Source organism: Streptomyces sp. NPDC050674, assembly GCF_040654575.1.
Lineage (GTDB): Bacteria > Actinomycetota > Actinomycetes > Streptomycetales > Streptomycetaceae > Streptomyces.
In genome coordinates, this window is sequence record NZ_JBFAIG010000006.1 from 41773 (window position 1) to 56458 (window position 14686).

Sequence of the window (14686 nt, forward strand, 5' to 3'; positions counted from 1 at the left end):
AAAAGGGTGGGTATGCGCAGGTTTCCCAGGTTCGGCAGCGGTGTCCGCGATCCCGCGAACGCCGCCATGGCGGCCGTGACGGTGTTCGCCCTGTGCTCCGGGGCGTGGCTGCTGCGCGACGGCACCGCGACGCACGCCCCGCCGCAGCCCTCCCCCGCGCAGGCCCGGGCGGGGCTGGACGGCCGGGCCGGTGAGCGGCCCGCCGTGCCCGCGCTGCCGCCCTCGCCGCCCGACCGCATCCGCATCCCGGCGATCCGCGTGGACGCGCCGCTGACCGGGCTCGGCCTGACGAGGACCGGCAGCCTCGACGTACCGCCCGCCGCGGACGAGAACCTCGCCGGCTGGTACGAGGCCGGCACCACCCCCGGCGAACGGGGCACCGCGATCGTCGCCGGCCATGTCGACAACGCCGACGGGCCCGCGGTGTTCTACGACCTGGGCGCCCTGACCAGGGGCAGCACGATCGAGGTGGACCGGCGGGACGGCGGTGTCGCGGTGTTCACCGTGGACGCCGTCGAGGTGTACGCCGCGAAGGACTTCCCCGACGAGAAGGTCTACGGCCCCGCGCACCGGCCGGAGCTGCGGGTCATCACCTGCGGCGGCGGCTGGTCACGGGGCACCGGTTACCAGGGCAACGTCGTCGTCTTCGCGCATCTGACCGGCAGCCGGTGACCCGTCCAGGACGTTGGCCCTCCCCCAGGCGCCCAGGGGTTCCAGCGCCTCGTTCAGGGAGACGCCCCGCGCCGTCAGCGAGTACTCCACGCGGGGCGGCACCTCGTCGTACGCCTCGCGGTGCACCAGGCCGTCGGCCTCCAGCTGCCGCAGGTGCGAGGCGAGCACCTTCTCCGTGACGCCGGGCAGCGCGCGCCGCAACTCCCCGAAACGGCAGGGCCGTTCGTGCAGCGCCCACAGGATCAGCACCTTCCACTTGCCGCCGATCACGTCCATCGCCGCGTCGATCCCGCAGACGTACGCCCCCGGCCGTCGCCCTGTCGTCCCCATGCCACCTCTCCCCCGTCCACTGCCTGCACTCTTCCCCCGGGGTAACCACCCACTCCGAAGTACGTACTTGAGCGGCCCGCTCCCCTGGACGAGCCTAAACGCCATGACCCACAAGGAAGTTCATTCCCGCACCCCTGTCACCCTGCTCGGCACCGGGGCCATGGGCACCGCCCTGGCCCGCACCTGGCTGGCCGCCGGGCACGAGGTGACCGTCTGGAACCGCACGCCCTCCCGCGCCGAGGCCCTCGCCGCCGACGGCGCCACCGTCGCCCGGACCGCCGCCGAGGCGGTGGCCGCGCACCGGCTGGTGATCGCCTGCCTGCTCGACGACGCCTCCGTGGACGAGGCCCTCGACGGGGCCGACCCCACGGGGCGGGACCTGGTGAACCTCACCACCGGCACCCCGGCCGAGGGCCGGGCCCGCGCCGCCTGGGCCGAGGCGCGCGGTGCCCGCTTCCTGGACGGCGGGATCATGGCCGTACCGCCCATGATCGGCGCCCCGGACTCCGGCGGCTACGTCCTGTACAGCGGTTCCCCCGAGGCGTTCGAGGAACACCGCGACACCCTCGCCGTCCCGGCCGGAACCCGCTACGTCGGGGCGGACCCGGGCTTCGCCGCGCTGCACGACGTGGCACTGCTGAGCGCGATGAGCGGCATGTTCGCCGGTGTCACCCACGCCTTCGCGCTGATCCGCCCGGAGGACATCGCGCCGAAGGACTTCGCACCGCTGCTCGTGGACTGGCTGACCGCGATGGCCCCGGCCGTGCACCAGAGCGCCGACCGGATCCAGAGCGGCGACTACACCCGCGACGTCGTGTCCAACCTCGCGATGCAGGTCACGGCCAACGCCACGCTGCTGCGCACGGCCGAGGAACAGCGGGTCAGCCCGGAACTGCTCACGCCGTACACGGCGCTGATGGAGCGGCGGCTCGCGCAGGGGCACGGCGACGAGGACGGAACCGGCATGGTCGAACTGCTGGATCTGCGAGGGGGCTCGGCCGCCTAGGCGAACCACTGCTCGTACGCCAGGTTCGCCACCAGGGCGAAGACGACCGTCAGCAGCACGATCCGGACGAAGCCGCTGCCCTGCTTCAGGGCGGTGTGCGCACCGAGGGTGCCGCCCACGAGGTTGAACAGGGCCATCAGGGCCGCCAGTTGCCACAGGACCGCGCCCTGCCACGCGAAGGTGGCCAGCGCCCCGGCGTTGGTGCAGCAGTTGACGATCTTCGCGGTGGCGGAGGCGGTGACGAGGTCGAGGTGGAGGATCGCGGTGAGCGCGAGGACCAGGAACGTGCCGGTGCCGGGGCCGATCAGACCGTCGTAGAAGCCGATGCCGAGGCCGCCGAGGCCGATCGCCGCGAGGATCCGGCGGGGGGTCGCCGGGCCGGTCGCGGGGGCCGTGCCGAAGGCGGGCCGCAGGATCACGAAGGCGGCGACCCCGAGCAGCACCACCATGATCACCGGCTTGAGGACGTCGGTGCTCATCCCGGCCGCGAAGAACGCCCCGGCGGAGGAACCGGCGAGGGCGGCCAGCCCGATGCGGACGGCGGTACGGACGTCCACGGGAGCCTTGCGGGCGTATGTCACGGCCGCGCCCGTGGTGCCGACGATGGCGACGGCCTTGTTGGTGCCCAGCGCGTGCGCGGCGGGTGTGTTCGCCGGCAGTCCGAGCAGCAGCACGGGCAGCAGCAGGAGGCCGCCCCCGCCGACCACGGCGTCGATCCAGCCGGCGGCGAGGGCCGCGAGGCAGAGCAGGACGATCATGGTCAGCGATATGTCGGGCATGACCGCGACCCTATGCGACGCCCCCACGTCCCCTCACAGTCGGCCGTCACCGCACTTCAGGAACCCTCACACCCACCGCCCCTCCCCGCTGAGGGCAGCGTTCCCCGCGGGAAACAGAGGTGATGCTGCCGGGTAACACCGGCACCGCACGCTCAAGGACATGACCTCGAATGAGCGTGTGGTGGTGATCGGCACCGGCCTGGCGGGCGTACGGCTCGCCCGGCGGCTCGGTGAGCTCGGCACGCCCGCGCTGCTGATCGGCGAGGAGGAGCACCGGCCCTACAACCGGGTGCTGCTCGCCGAGGTCCTGGCCGGACGGTACAGCCCCGAGGTGATCGCCCTGCCGGCGCCCGCGGAGCTGACCCGCGGCCGGGTCACCGGAATCGACCGCGCGGCACGGACCGTGCGGTGCGAGGACGGCTCGGAGATCGCATACGACAGGCTCGTGCTGGCCACCGGGTCCAACCCCGTACTGCCGCCGCTGCGCGGCCTGTTCACCGAGGACCACCAACTGCCCGAGGGCGTCCACGCGTTCCGCACCATGGACGACTGCCTGGGCCTGTCCAAGGCGGTCCGGCCGGGCACGAAGGCGGTCGTCATCGGCGGCGGGCTCCTCGGGGTCTCCGCGGCCCGGGCGCTCGCCCTGCGCGGCGCGCAGGTGGTGCTCGCCCAGCAGTCGGAGCGGCTGATGGAGCGCCAGCTCGACCCGTCGGCGTCGAAGCTGGTCAGGCGGCACCTCACCGACCTCGGCGTCGAGGTGCACACCGACCTCCGTGTCCGTGACGTGCGCTGCGTCGGCGGCACGGTCCGCTCGGTGGAGATGGCCGACGGATATGCCCTCGACGCCGATCTGGTGGTCCTGGCCTGCGGTGTCCACCCGCGGGTGGGTCTGGCGCAGGCCGCCGGTCTGGAGGTGCGCAAGGGCATCGTCGTCGACGACGAACTCCGCACCTCCGACCCGGACATCCACGCCGTCGGGGACTGCGTCCAGCACCACGGCACGGTGTACGGCCTGGCCACTCCGGCGCTCGAACAGGCCGACGCGCTGGCCGAGTTGCTGGCCGGTGACCCCACCGCCCGGTACACCGGCACGCGTTCCCTGACGCGGCTCACGCTCAACGGGCACGACAGCCCCTTCGACCTCGCCGCCTTCGGTGAGACCGAGGCGCTTCCGGGCGACGACGTCGTCCAGCTCGCCGACGCCACCCGCGGCACCTACCGCAAGGTCGTCGTCCGCGACGACCGCCTGGTCGGCGGGGTCCTCGTCGGCGAACTCGGCACCGTCGGCGCGCTCGCCCGCGCCTGGGAGGGAGCAGAGCCGCTCCCCTCCGACGGCGGCCCGCTGCTCCACCTGCTCACCAACGATGGAGGCTCCTGATGACCGCCACCCCGGAGGCCACGGAGGCCACCCCCACGATCGTGCTCGTCGGCCACGGCATGGTCGGCCAGCGCTTCCTCGAAGCGCTCGCCGAGCGCGGCCTGACCGCCACGCACCGCGTGGTCGTGCTCTGCGAGGAGCCGCGTCCGGCCTACGACCGCGTCGCCCTGACCTCGTACTTCTCGGGGAAGACCCCGGACGACCTGTCCATGACGGACCTGGCGTTCATCGAGGACCACGGCATCGAGCTGCACATCGGCGACCCGGCGACCGCCGTCGACCGTGAGGCCCGCCGGGTCACCGCCCGCTCCGGTCTCGTCGTGGACTACGACGTGCTGGTCCTGGCGACCGGCTCGTACCCGTTCGTGCCACCGGTTCCGAACAAGGACGCCGAGGGCTGCTTCGTCTACCGCACGATCGAGGACCTGCTCGCGATCGAGGAGTACGCCAAGTCGAAGGCGACGGTCGGCGCGGTGGTCGGCGGCGGTCTGCTCGGCCTGGAGGCCGCGGGGGCGCTGAAGGGCCTCGGACTCACCTCCCACATCGTGGAGTTCGCGCCCCGGCTGATGCCCGTCCAGGTGGACGACGGCGGCGGCGCCGCGCTGCTGCGCACCATCGAGGAGATGGGCCTGACCGTCCACACGGGCGTGGGCACGCAGGAGATCCTGGTCGACTCCGAGGGCGCCGTCACCGGCATGAAGCTCTCCGACGGCTCCGAACTGGCCACCGACATGGTGGTGTTCTCCGCCGGTGTCCGCCCCCGCGACCAGCTGGCCCGCGACTGCGGTCTGACGGTCGGCGAGCGCGGCGGCATCACGGTCGACGAGCAGTGCCGTACGGTCTCCGACCCGCACGTCTTCGCGATCGGCGAGTGCGCGCTGGCCTCCGACGGCCGCGTGTACGGCCTGGTGGCGCCCGGCTACGAGCAGGCCGAGACGGCCGCGGCCACGATCGCCTCGGACGAGGCGTCCTTCACCGGTGCCGACCTCTCCACCAAGCTGAAGCTGCTCGGCGTGGACGTGGCGTCCTTCGGTGACGCGCACGGCACCGCCGAGGACTGCCTGGACGTCGTCTACTCCGACTCCCGCGCGGGGCTGTACAAGAAGCTGGTCATCGGCCGCGACGGCACGCTGCTCGGCGGCATCCTGGTCGGCGACGCGGAGGCGTACGGCACGCTGAAGGCCTTCACCGGCTCGGTGCCGCCGGTCTCGCCCGAGTCGCTGGTGCTGCCCGCCGGGGCCGGGGAGTCCGTGCAGCTCGGCCCGTCCGCGCTACCGGACGAGGCGATCGTCTGCTCCTGCCACAACGTCTCCAAGGGCACGATCCGCGGCGCGGTCACCGACCACCAGTGCACGACGGTGCCCGAGGTGAAGAAGTGCACCAAGGCCGGCACCGGCTGCGGCTCCTGCGTCAAGGTCCTCGGCCAGCTCGTCAACGCCGAGCTGGAGGCGAACGGCGTCGAGGTCGACAAGGGCCTGTGCGGCTGCTTCGGGCAGACCCGCGAGGAGCTGTACGAGATCGTCCACGCCCTGCGCATCACCACCTACCAGGACCTGCTGGACCGGCACGGCCGCGAGGAGGCCCGGGGCGGTGACGGCTGCGAGGTCTGCAAGCCGGCCGTCGGCTCGATCATCGCCTCCCTGGCCCCGACGATCGGCGCGAGCGGCTACGTCCTGGACGGCGAGCAGGCCGCGCTCCAGGACACCAACGACCACTTCCTTGCCAACCTCCAGAAGAACGGCTCGTACTCGGTCGTGCCGCGCATCCCCGGCGGCGAGATCGCCCCGGAGAAGCTCATCGTGATCGGCGAGATCGCCCGCGACTTCGGCCTCTACACGAAGATCACCGGTGGTCAGCGGATCGACATGTTCGGCGCCCGCGTCGAGCAACTCCCGCTGATCTGGGCGCGCCTGGTGGACGCCGGGTTCGAGTCCGGCCACGCCTACGGCAAGTCGCTGCGCACGGTGAAGTCCTGCGTCGGCCAGACCTGGTGCCGCTACGGCGTCCAGGACTCCGTCCGGATGGCCATCGACCTGGAGCTGCGCTACCGGGGCCTGCGCTCCCCGCACAAGCTGAAGTCGGCCGTCTCCGGCTGCCAGCGCGAGTGCGCCGAGGCCCAGTCGAAGGACTTCGGCGTGATCGCCACCGCGAACGGCTGGAACCTCTACGTCGGCGGCAACGGCGGCGCGACCCCGCGCCACGCCGACCTCCTGGCCCAGGACCTGTCGGACGCCGAACTGGTCCGCCTGATCGACCGGTTCCTGATGTTCTACATCCGCACGGCCGACCGCCTGGAGCGCACCTCGACCTGGCTGGAGCGGATCCCCGGCGGCCTGGACCACGTACGGGACGTCGTCGTGCACGACTCGCTCGGCATCTGCGACGAGCTGGAGCAGCTCATGCGGGCACATGTCGCGCACTACCGGGACGAGTGGGCCGAGACCATCAACGACCCCGAGAAGCTGGCCCGGTTCGTGTCCTTCGTGAACGCGCCGGACACCCCGGACCCGGTCGTCGCCTTCGTGCCCGAGCGCGACCAGATGAAGCCCGACCTGCCGCTGCTGTCCATCGGCATGCGACCCGCCGCTGACGTACTGGAAGGAAGCGCCCAGCGATGACCCTGGCACTCGAGACCACCGACCTCAAGATCGAACTCGACCTGGACGGGGACTGGTTCGCGGTCTGCGACCTGAACACGCTGCTCCCGGGCCGCGGGGTGGCCGCACTGCTGCCGGACGGCCGGCAGGCCGCGATCTTCCGCGACCGTTCCGGCGGCCTGTTCGCCATCGACAACCGCGACCCCTTCACCGGCGCCGCGGTCCTCTCCCGAGGCCTCACCGGCACCCACCGGGGCCGTCCCTTCGTCGCCTCCCCCCTGCTCAAGCAGCGCTTCGACCTGATGTCCGGGCAGTGCCTGGACGACGAGACGGTGCGGGTGACGGCCTACGCGGTCCGCGCCGCGTAACCGCACGGCCGGCGGCCCCTGGCTGAACGAAGGCACCTCTCCGTCCTGGAGGGGTGCCTTCCCCGTCCCGTCCGCATGGCAGGCCGGGGGCCGTGGGCGGCCGGGGTGTCGTTCAGCTCGGGGGCCGGGCCGTCGTGGGCGAGTGCCGGGGTGCCGGTGAGCGAGGGGCGTCGGCGGCGCGTTCGCAGTGGGGCCAGTCGCCGAAGTCGCGTTCACGGCTCCACAGTTTCCGGGCCGCCTGGATGTTCCACTCCGGGTCGAGGGCCTCGCGCGGTGTGCCGCCCAGGTCGCGCAGCCGGGCGTCGGAGATCTGGAACAGGCCCCAGTTCCGGGTGCCGTTGGTGTTGGGGAGGATGTGCAGCGGGTCGAGGAAGGACTGGCAGTCCGCGATGGCCACCGCCTTGTCCGGCGCCTCGGGGAACACCTCCCGGACCCGCTCCCGCACCTTCCGCTGCGGCCACACGCTCATCCGGACCTTCGAGGCGTACAACGCCTTCTTCGTCGGCTCCCCGACGACTCCGTTGGGCTGGAGCCCGGCGAGCACCTGGAAGGCCGTGACACGGCGCAGGGTCTGCGGCCCGAAGTCCCCGTCCACGCCGATGTCCGCGCCCTTGGCGTGCAGCAGGCGCTGCACCTCGCGCACGCACTCGTCGTGCTCGCCCATGGCGATCACGGGCGGGCAGTTGGCCGAGAACAACGGCCGGTCCGCGTCGGCACGTTGACCGCCGCCGCCGGAGGGCGACCGGCCGTTCGACAGGGCCCAGGCGGAGACACCGACGGCGGCGATGAGCGCGGCGGTGACGACGGTGGAGCGCAACCGGCGGCTGCGCGGCCAGGCGGCCACCGGGGCGGCCGGCGCGGTGTCCGGCTGTTCACCGGCCCGGGGAGGGGCCGGGGCGGAGGGCGGGGCGGCGTTTGGGGCCGGGGGTGAGGCCGGGCGCGTGTCAGGGGCCGGGTGTGTGGACGGGGCCGGGTGTGTGGCAGGGACCGGGTTCGTGGCAGGGACCGGGTTCGTGGTCGAGGCCCGAGTGGGTTGCGTAGTCGGGCCCTCGTGCGCAGCCGCACCCTCACTCGTGCCCGGGTGCGTAATCGGGCCCTCGTGCTCAGCCGCACCCTCACCCGTGCCCGGGTGCGGAGCCGGGTCCTCGTGCGTAGCCGCACCCGCATGCGTGCCCGAGCTCGAATGGGCGGCCGGGGACGGGTCCGGGCCCGTGGCCGGGCCCGGGGGGACGTGGGGGTGCGGGGCGTCAGGCTCGGACCCGTCGGCCTCTTCCCCCGCGACGGGGCCGTGTGCCCCGTCTGTCCCCGCACCGGCCGCCGCCCGGGCCGCGTCCGCCAGGGCCCACAGGCGGTGCAGCGTGCGCAGTTCCTCCGGGGTCGCGCCGCAGACCGTCGCCAGCCGGTGCACGCTGCCGTAGTCCTGCGGCACCGACGTGCCCCGGCAGTAGCGGTGCAAGGTCGAACCGGCCAGTCCGGACTTCCGGGCGAGGGCCTCGTAACTCAACCCTGACCGGCTCTTCAGCGAACGCAGCAGCGCGGCGAACCGTTCCGTTTCCGGGCATGCGGACAACGCCTCTCCCCCCTCTGGATCCCCGACAGGACGCTGGTCGGGCGTCTCGTGCCGACACTGTGCCACCAAAGGCGTCCCATGGCCGTCCCAACGGTTCCGGAACGCGCCAGGTCGGCGCCGGGACGCCGTCCCGGCATCCCAGCGGGCCCCCGTGTCCTTGCCCGGCCCCGTCGCGCCTTGCCAGCGTCGGGCCGTCCGCTCAACCGTCCCCGATCTCCGAGGAGACCAGGCTCATGCGCCTTTCCGTACGCCGGCACTCTCGTACGAACTCGCTGCTCGCGGTGCTGACCGTCAGCGCAGCCGCCGTCACCGCCCTGGCCGTGCCGAGCTCCGCGTCGGCGGCCCCTGCCGCACCCGCCGCGGTGGACTGCGCGTCCGGGCACGTCTGCTTCTGGACCGGCGCCAACTTCACCGGCAGCAAGTGCTCGTGGGACGTGGCCGACCCCGACTGGCAGAGCGGTTCCATCCGGTGTTCGTGGGCCGCCACGACCAACGTGAAGTCGGTGTGGAACGCGGGCACCAGCAGTTCCAGCGGTGTGGCGTACTACCGGGGTACCGACTACTCCGACCGCATCGGCTGCACCCGTCAGCAGCACGGCGGCAACCTGGCCGGTACGTACAAGGTCCGCTCCCACCGGTGGATCTCGGGCAGCTGCGGCTGATCCGGCCCCTGCGCGAAGCGAAGTGGCGTGCACGCCTGCCCGGGCGCGCACGCCACTTCGGCATGTCCCGGCGGGCTCCGGCGGGCCCGGCGTCTCCATTCGGCCCAGCCGCCCAGCCGCACACAGCGTGCCGCCCCATGGCCACGGGTTGTCCATGCTCCGTCAACCCCGCGCCCTTAGCGTCCTTTCCGCCTCCCCCTTCTCCCCCGCACGACCCCTGCCGTCGACCGGCGGCGGGGCGGTACGGCACCTCTGGAGTGAGTGTGGAACGTCGTAGCCTCCTGCGTGCGGCCGTCCTCGGCGGCACATCGGCCGCTCTGGGCGGAACCCTGTGGCGCGGTGCCGCGTACGCGGCCCCGGCCCAGCCCGGCACCGGCCCCTACGGTCCGCTGGGTTCCCCCGACGCCAACGGCATCAGACTCCCCGGCGGCTTCACGAGCCGGGTCGTCGCCCGGTCCGGACAGCGGGTCGGGAGCACCTCGTACACCTGGCACAACGCCCCCGACGGCGGCGCCTGTTACGCCGACGGCACCGGCTGGATCTATGTCTCCAACTCCGAGATCAACCCCTCGGGCGGCGCGAGCGCGGTGAAATTCTCGGCGACCGGGGCGATCACGGGCGCGTACCGCGTCCTGTCGAACACCCGGCAGAACTGCGCGGGCGGCAAGACGCCATGGAACACCTGGCTGTCCTGCGAGGAGGTGGACCGGGGCTACGTCTACGAGACGGATCCGTGGGGCGTGAAGGCGGCGGTACGCCGTGACGCGATGGGCCGCTTCAAGCACGAGGCGGCCGCGGCCGACCCGGTCCGCAAGGTCGTCTACCTGACGGAGGACGTCACGGACGGCTGCTTCTACCGCTTCCGGCCGACGACCTGGGGTGACCTGTCCTCCGGCACGCTGGAGGTCATGGTGGCGGGCAGCGGCACCAGCGGCCCGGTCACCTGGTCCCGCGTCCCCGACCCCACGGGCGCGACGGCCACCCGCGACCAGGTCTTCGGCGCCAAGCGCTTCAACGGCGGCGAGGGCTGCCACTACGCGAACGACACCTGTTGGTTCACGACCAAGGGCGACAACCGCGTCTGGCAGTACGACGCCGCCGCCCAGACCATCGAACTCGCCTACGACGACTCCCTCGTCACCGGCGGAACGGCCCCGCTCACCGGCGTGGACAACATCACCGGCTCCGCCTCCGGCGACCTCTTCGTCGCCGAGGACGGCGGCACCATGGAGATCTGCGTCATCACCCCGGACGACGTCGTGGCCCCCTTCCTCCGCGTCGACGGCCAGTCCGCCTCGGAGATCACCGGCCCGGCCTTCTCCCCGGACGGCACCCGCCTCTACTTCTCCAGCCAGCGCGGCACCAGCGGCTCGTCCTCGGGCGGCATCACCTACGAGGTGACGGGCCCGTTCCGCTCGTAACCACCCGGCCCGGTTTTCACGGGCGCGACGGGGTCGCCTGCGACACCTGAGCCCCGACGCGCCGGTGACCATCGGCGGGTCCGGCCGTTCCACCGTTCGGGCAGCCCGTCCGGGCTGTCCGGCCGACGGAAGGAACTCCACCGTGGACACGACCGTGCCCGCCCCCGACGCGCCCCGGGTGCTGCCCCGCGCCGAGTGGGTCAAGACACTGCCGCAGACCATCGTCGCGTCCTGCGTCCTGCTGCTCGACGCCGAGGACCGGATCCTGCTGCTGCGCTACGCCGGGGGGCAGCCCGCCGCGGGGCTGTGGGGGCTGCCGGGCGGCATGCTCGACCCGGGCGAGGACCCCGTCGGCGCCGCACGCCGGGAGCTGCACGAGGAGACCGGCATCGCCCTCGAAGGGGACCTGCGGTTCATCGGGTACGACCACCGAGCCGACGTGCTGGACACCGGGCCGGTGATCGACTTCTACTTCCACGGTGGCCGGCTCCCGGCCGGGCAGCCCGTCCTGCGCAGCTCGGAACACGACCGGCACGGCTTCTTCGCCCTGCCCGACCTGGAATCCACGCCGCTGGCCACCCGGCTGTCCACCCTCGCCGCGCTCCTGACGGCGGCGAGGACCGGTACCCCCGTGTGCCTGCGGGAGGGCCTGCCCCGGTGACACGGCAGCGCGGGAGCCGCACCTCCGCACAAGGTGCCGCTCCCGCGCTCCTTCGTGAGCCGGAGCCGCCGCGATCGGTGAGGGTCGGGGACCTCGGCGGCTCCGGGTTCCGTGCCCGGCCTACCGGTGATCGCTGCCCTGGGACTGCACCGCCGCCCGGCCCGCCTCCAGACGGGCCACCGGGATGCGGAACGGCGAGCAGGAGACGTAGTCGAGTCCGACCTCGTGGAAGAAGTGGACCGACTCCGGGTCGCCGCCGTGCTCACCGCAGACACCGAGCTTGAGGTCGGGACGGGTCTCACGGCCGGCCTTGGCGGCCAGCTTCACCAGCGAGCCGACACCGTCCTTGTCGATCGTCTCGAACGGGGAGACACCGAAGATGCCCTTCTCCAGGTACGCGGTGAAGAAGCTCGCCTCCACGTCGTCCCGGGAGAAGCCCCACACCGTCTGGGTGAGGTCGTTGGTGCCGAAGGAGAAGAACTGCGCGGCCTCGGCGATCTGACCGGCGGTGAGCGCGGCGCGCGGCAGCTCGATCATCGTGCCGATGGACAGCTTCAGCTGCGCGCCGGAGGCCGCCTCGACCTCGGCGATGACCTGGTCGGCCTCCTCGCGGACGATCTCCAGCTCCTGGACCGTGCCCACCAGCGGGATCATGATCTCGGCTCGCGGGTCGCCCTTGGCGGCCTTGCGCTCGGCCGCGGCCTCGGCGATCGCGCGGACCTGCATGGTGAACAGGCCGGGGATGACCAGGCCGAGACGCACACCGCGCAGACCCAGCATCGGGTTCTGCTCGTGCAGCCGGTGCACGGCCTGGAGCAGGCGCAGCTCGTTCTCGTGCGGTTCCTGGCGGGACTCCGCCAGGGCCACGCGGACCGAGAGCTCCGTGATGTCCGGCAGGAACTCGTGCAGCGGCGGGTCGAGCAGGCGGATGGTGACCGGGAGGCCGTCCATCGACTCGAAGAGCTGGACGAAGTCCTGCTTCTGCAGCGGGAGCAGCTGCTTGAGGGACTCCTCGCGCTCGGCGTCCGTGTCGGCCAGGATCAGCCGTTCCACCAGCTCACGCCGGTCGCCGAGGAACATGTGCTCGGTGCGGCACAGGCCGATGCCCTGGGCGCCGAAGCGGCGGGCGCGCAGCGCGTCCTCGGCGTTGTCGGCGTTGGCGCGCACGCGCAGCCGCCGCTTGCGGTCGGCGAAGGCCATCATGCGGTGGACGGCCTCGACGAGTTCGTCGGCGTCGTCGGCGCCCGGGTGCATCCGGCCCTCGAAGTACTCCACGACCGGCGACGGCACGACCGGAACCTCACCGAGGTAGACCTTGCCGGAGGAGCCGTCGATGGAGACGACGTCGCCCTCCTCGACGACGTGCCCGCCGGGGACGGTCATCCGGCGGCGCTTGGTGTCGACCTCCAGCTCCTCCGCGCCGCAGACACAGGTCTTGCCCATGCCGCGGGCGACGACGGCCGCGTGGGAGGTCTTGCCGCCGCGGGAGGTGAGGATGCCCTCGGCGGCGATCATGCCGTCCAGGTCGTCGGGGTTGGTCTCCCGGCGGATCAGGATGACCTTCTCGCCGGAGCGGGACCACTTCACGGCCGTGTAGGAGTCGAAGACGGCCTTGCCGACGGCCGCGCCCGGGGAGGCGGCGATGCCGCGGCCGACCTGCTGGACCTTCGCGTCCTCGTCGAAGCGCGGGAACATCAGCTGCGCGAGCTGGGCGCCGTTGACGCGGGTGAGCGCCTCGGCCTCGTCGATCAGACCCTGGTCCACCAGCTGGGTGGCGATGCGGAAGGCCGCGCCCGCGGTGCGCTTGCCGACGCGGGTCTGGAGCATCCACAGCACACCGCGCTCGATGGTGAACTCGATGTCGCAGAGATCCTTGTAGTGGTTCTCCAGCGTCTCCATGATCTGCATGAGCTGGTCGTACGACTTCTTGTCGATCGACTCCAGCTCGGCGAGCGGCACGGTGTTGCGGATGCCGGCGACGACGTCCTCGCCCTGGGCGTTCTGGAGGTAGTCGCCGTAGACGCCCTGGTGGCCGGAGGCGGGGTCGCGGGTGAAGGCGACGCCGGTGCCGGAGTCGGGGCCGAGGTTGCCGAAGACCATGGAGCAGACGTTGACGGCCGTGCCCAGGTCGTGCGGGATGCGCTCCTGGCGGCGGTAGAGCTTGGCCCGGTCGGTGTTCCAGGAGTCGAAGACCGCGTGGATGGCGAGGTCCATCTGCTCGCGCGGGTCCTGCGGGAAGTCCCGGCCGGCCTCGGTCTTGACGATCTTCTTGAACTTGGTGACGAGCTTCTTGAGGTCGGCGGCCTCCAGCTCGGTGTCGACCGTGACCTTCTTGGCCGCCTTGGCCGCGTCCAGCGCGTCCTCGAACAGCTCGCCGTCGACGCCCAGGACGGTCTTGCCGAACATCTGGATGAGGCGGCGGTAGGAGTCCCACGCGAAGCGGTCGTCGCCGGCCTGCTTGGCCAGGCCCTGCACCGACTTGTCGGACAGGCCGATGTTGAGGACGGTGTCCATCATGCCGGGCATGGAGAACTTGGCGCCCGAGCGCACCGACACCAGCAGCGGGTCGTCGGCCTGGCCGAGCTTCTTGCCCATGCGGGCCTCGAGCGCGTCGAGGTGTGCACTCACCTCGTCACGCAGTGCCGCCGGTTCCTCACCGCTGTCCAGGTAGACCTTGCAGGCCTCGGTGGTGATCGTGAAGCCGGGAGGAACCGGAAGGCCCAGGTTGGTCATCTCGGCGAGGTTCGCGCCCTTGCCACCGAGGAGGTCCTTGAGGTCCTTGTTGCCCTCGGTGAAGTCGTAGACGAACTTCACGCCCTCAACGCTGGTGCCGTGCTCAGCTACGTGGGGATCTTTGTTTTCCGACACGGGTCTCGACTCCTCGAGGACGCGGTGGCTGCCCTGACGGCGAGGAACATACCCAGATCAAAGGCTTCTGGGTACGTCCACTCGTGCGTCATGCGCCTGTAACCACTCGCCCGCCAGCGGATCGAAAGTCAAGGCACGGCAAGCGATCGCGAGCGCATGTTTTCACTTCTTGAACGCAAGAGCCTCCCCAACCCCGGCTGGATGCTCATGTGAGCAGGGTTTCCGCCCATTTGATTTCGCTCGATGAACGATCAAAGGGTGGCACTCAGTGCCACCCTTTGGAGAAGTGCAGTCGCTCATGATCCGCTCATCTGAGCGCAACCCTTATCAGGGGTGGCGAGAATCACGCTGCCACAGCCGACGGAATTTCACCA

The 14686-nt window shown here is 71.8% G+C and carries 12 protein-coding genes and 1 pseudogene; 8 read left to right on the plus strand and 5 right to left on the minus strand.

The genetic code is table 11. The features are described 5' to 3' along the window. Positions 1 to 12 precede the first annotated feature (12 nt). Positions 13 to 672, plus strand: coding sequence for a class F sortase (locus AB0I06_RS12255; RefSeq protein ID WP_363118684.1), 660 nt, complete (start codon positions 13 to 15; stop codon positions 670 to 672). On the opposite strand, the gene AB0I06_RS12260 is transcribed toward AB0I06_RS12255, so the two are convergent. After that, positions 610 to 1002, minus strand: coding sequence for a helix-turn-helix domain-containing protein (locus AB0I06_RS12260; RefSeq protein ID WP_363118685.1), 393 nt, complete (start codon positions 1000 to 1002; stop codon positions 610 to 612). The two genes, AB0I06_RS12255 and AB0I06_RS12260, sit on opposite strands and share 63 nt — an antisense overlap. Positions 1003 to 1105: 103 nt before the next feature. Here AB0I06_RS12260 and AB0I06_RS12265 point away from each other — a divergent pair, with 103 nt between their 5' ends. Continuing rightward, the gene (locus AB0I06_RS12265) at positions 1106 to 2008 is read left to right on the plus strand and encodes an NAD(P)-binding domain-containing protein (RefSeq protein WP_363118686.1); all 903 of its coding nucleotides are present in this window, start codon (positions 1106 to 1108) and stop codon (positions 2006 to 2008) included. On the opposite strand, the gene AB0I06_RS12270 is transcribed toward AB0I06_RS12265, so the two are convergent. Then, a complete protein-coding gene (locus tag AB0I06_RS12270) occupies positions 2005 to 2787 on the minus strand; it encodes a sulfite exporter TauE/SafE family protein (RefSeq protein ID WP_363118687.1) in 783 nt (260 codons plus the stop codon). The two genes, AB0I06_RS12265 and AB0I06_RS12270, sit on opposite strands and share 4 nt — an antisense overlap. Before the next feature lie 160 nt (positions 2788 to 2947). On the opposite strand from AB0I06_RS12270, the gene AB0I06_RS12275 reads away from it, so the two are divergent. Genes AB0I06_RS12275 through nirD form a run of 3 tightly spaced genes read left to right on the plus strand, consistent with a single transcriptional unit; the run spans position 2948 to position 7130 of the window. Continuing rightward, positions 2948 to 4165, plus strand: a complete 1218-nt coding sequence (locus AB0I06_RS12275) for an FAD-dependent oxidoreductase (protein WP_363118688.1) — start codon at positions 2948 to 2950, stop codon at positions 4163 to 4165. Next, on the plus strand, positions 4165 to 6783 hold the full coding sequence (gene nirB / locus AB0I06_RS12280) for a nitrite reductase large subunit NirB (protein ID WP_363118689.1): 2619 nt from the start codon (positions 4165 to 4167) through the stop codon (positions 6781 to 6783). Before AB0I06_RS12275 ends, nirB begins: the two co-directional genes overlap by 1 nt. Next, positions 6780 to 7130 (plus strand): nitrite reductase small subunit NirD, encoded by a 351-nt coding sequence (gene nirD, locus AB0I06_RS12285; protein WP_363118690.1) that lies wholly within the window; start codon positions 6780 to 6782, stop codon positions 7128 to 7130. The genes nirB and nirD overlap by 4 nt, the downstream gene beginning before the upstream one ends. A 112-nt stretch (positions 7131 to 7242) precedes the next feature. Here the strand turns inward: nirD and AB0I06_RS12290 are convergent, their stop codons facing one another. Both AB0I06_RS12290 and AB0I06_RS12295 read right to left on the minus strand, forming a co-directional pair. After that, positions 7243 to 7974, minus strand: a complete 732-nt coding sequence (locus AB0I06_RS12290; RefSeq protein WP_363118910.1) for a peptidoglycan-binding protein — start codon at positions 7972 to 7974, stop codon at positions 7243 to 7245. A gap of 522 nt (positions 7975 to 8496) precedes the next feature. Then, positions 8497 to 8766, minus strand: a pseudogene (locus tag AB0I06_RS12295) (helix-turn-helix transcriptional regulator); the annotation flags it as partial. A gap of 167 nt (positions 8767 to 8933) precedes the next feature. On the opposite strand from AB0I06_RS12295, the gene AB0I06_RS12300 reads away from it, so the two are divergent. The 3 genes from AB0I06_RS12300 (at position 8934) to AB0I06_RS12310 (ending at position 11444) form a co-directional block, all read left to right on the plus strand. Then, entirely contained in the window at positions 8934 to 9362 is a 429-nt protein-coding gene (locus AB0I06_RS12300; protein ID WP_363118691.1) for a peptidase inhibitor family I36 protein, read from the plus strand. Between the two features lie 263 nt (positions 9363 to 9625). Then, positions 9626 to 10783 (plus strand): alkaline phosphatase PhoX, encoded by a 1158-nt coding sequence (locus AB0I06_RS12305; protein ID WP_363118692.1) that lies wholly within the window; start codon positions 9626 to 9628, stop codon positions 10781 to 10783. Between the two features lie 142 nt (positions 10784 to 10925). Then, positions 10926 to 11444 (plus strand): NUDIX hydrolase, encoded by a 519-nt coding sequence (locus AB0I06_RS12310; protein ID WP_363118693.1) that lies wholly within the window; start codon positions 10926 to 10928, stop codon positions 11442 to 11444. Positions 11445 to 11564: 120 nt separating this feature from the next. On the opposite strand, the gene ppdK is transcribed toward AB0I06_RS12310, so the two are convergent. Next, complete coding sequence (ppdK, locus tag AB0I06_RS12315) at positions 11565 to 14258, minus strand: pyruvate, phosphate dikinase (RefSeq protein ID WP_363118911.1); 2694 nt, start codon at positions 14256 to 14258, stop codon at positions 11565 to 11567. Positions 14259 to 14686: the final 428 nt, after the last annotated feature.

Excerpts from the sequence above, each read along its gene's own strand:
- AB0I06_RS12255 (WP_363118684.1), top strand. The coding sequence starts at position 13 with ATGCGCAGGTTTCCCAGGTTCGGCAGCGGTGTCCGCGATCCCGCGAAC.
- AB0I06_RS12260 (WP_363118685.1), bottom strand. The coding sequence starts at position 1,002 with ATGGGGACGACAGGGCGACGGCCGGGGGCGTACGTCTGCGGGATCGAC.
- AB0I06_RS12265 (WP_363118686.1), top strand. The coding sequence starts at position 1,106 with ATGACCCACAAGGAAGTTCATTCCCGCACCCCTGTCACCCTGCTCGGC.
- AB0I06_RS12270 (WP_363118687.1), bottom strand. The coding sequence starts at position 2,787 with ATGCCCGACATATCGCTGACCATGATCGTCCTGCTCTGCCTCGCGGCC.
- AB0I06_RS12275 (WP_363118688.1), top strand. The coding sequence starts at position 2,948 with ATGACCTCGAATGAGCGTGTGGTGGTGATCGGCACCGGCCTGGCGGGC.
- nirB (WP_363118689.1), top strand. The coding sequence starts at position 4,165 with ATGACCGCCACCCCGGAGGCCACGGAGGCCACCCCCACGATCGTGCTC.
- nirD (WP_363118690.1), top strand. The coding sequence starts at position 6,780 with ATGACCCTGGCACTCGAGACCACCGACCTCAAGATCGAACTCGACCTG.
- AB0I06_RS12300 (WP_363118691.1), top strand. The coding sequence starts at position 8,934 with ATGCGCCTTTCCGTACGCCGGCACTCTCGTACGAACTCGCTGCTCGCG.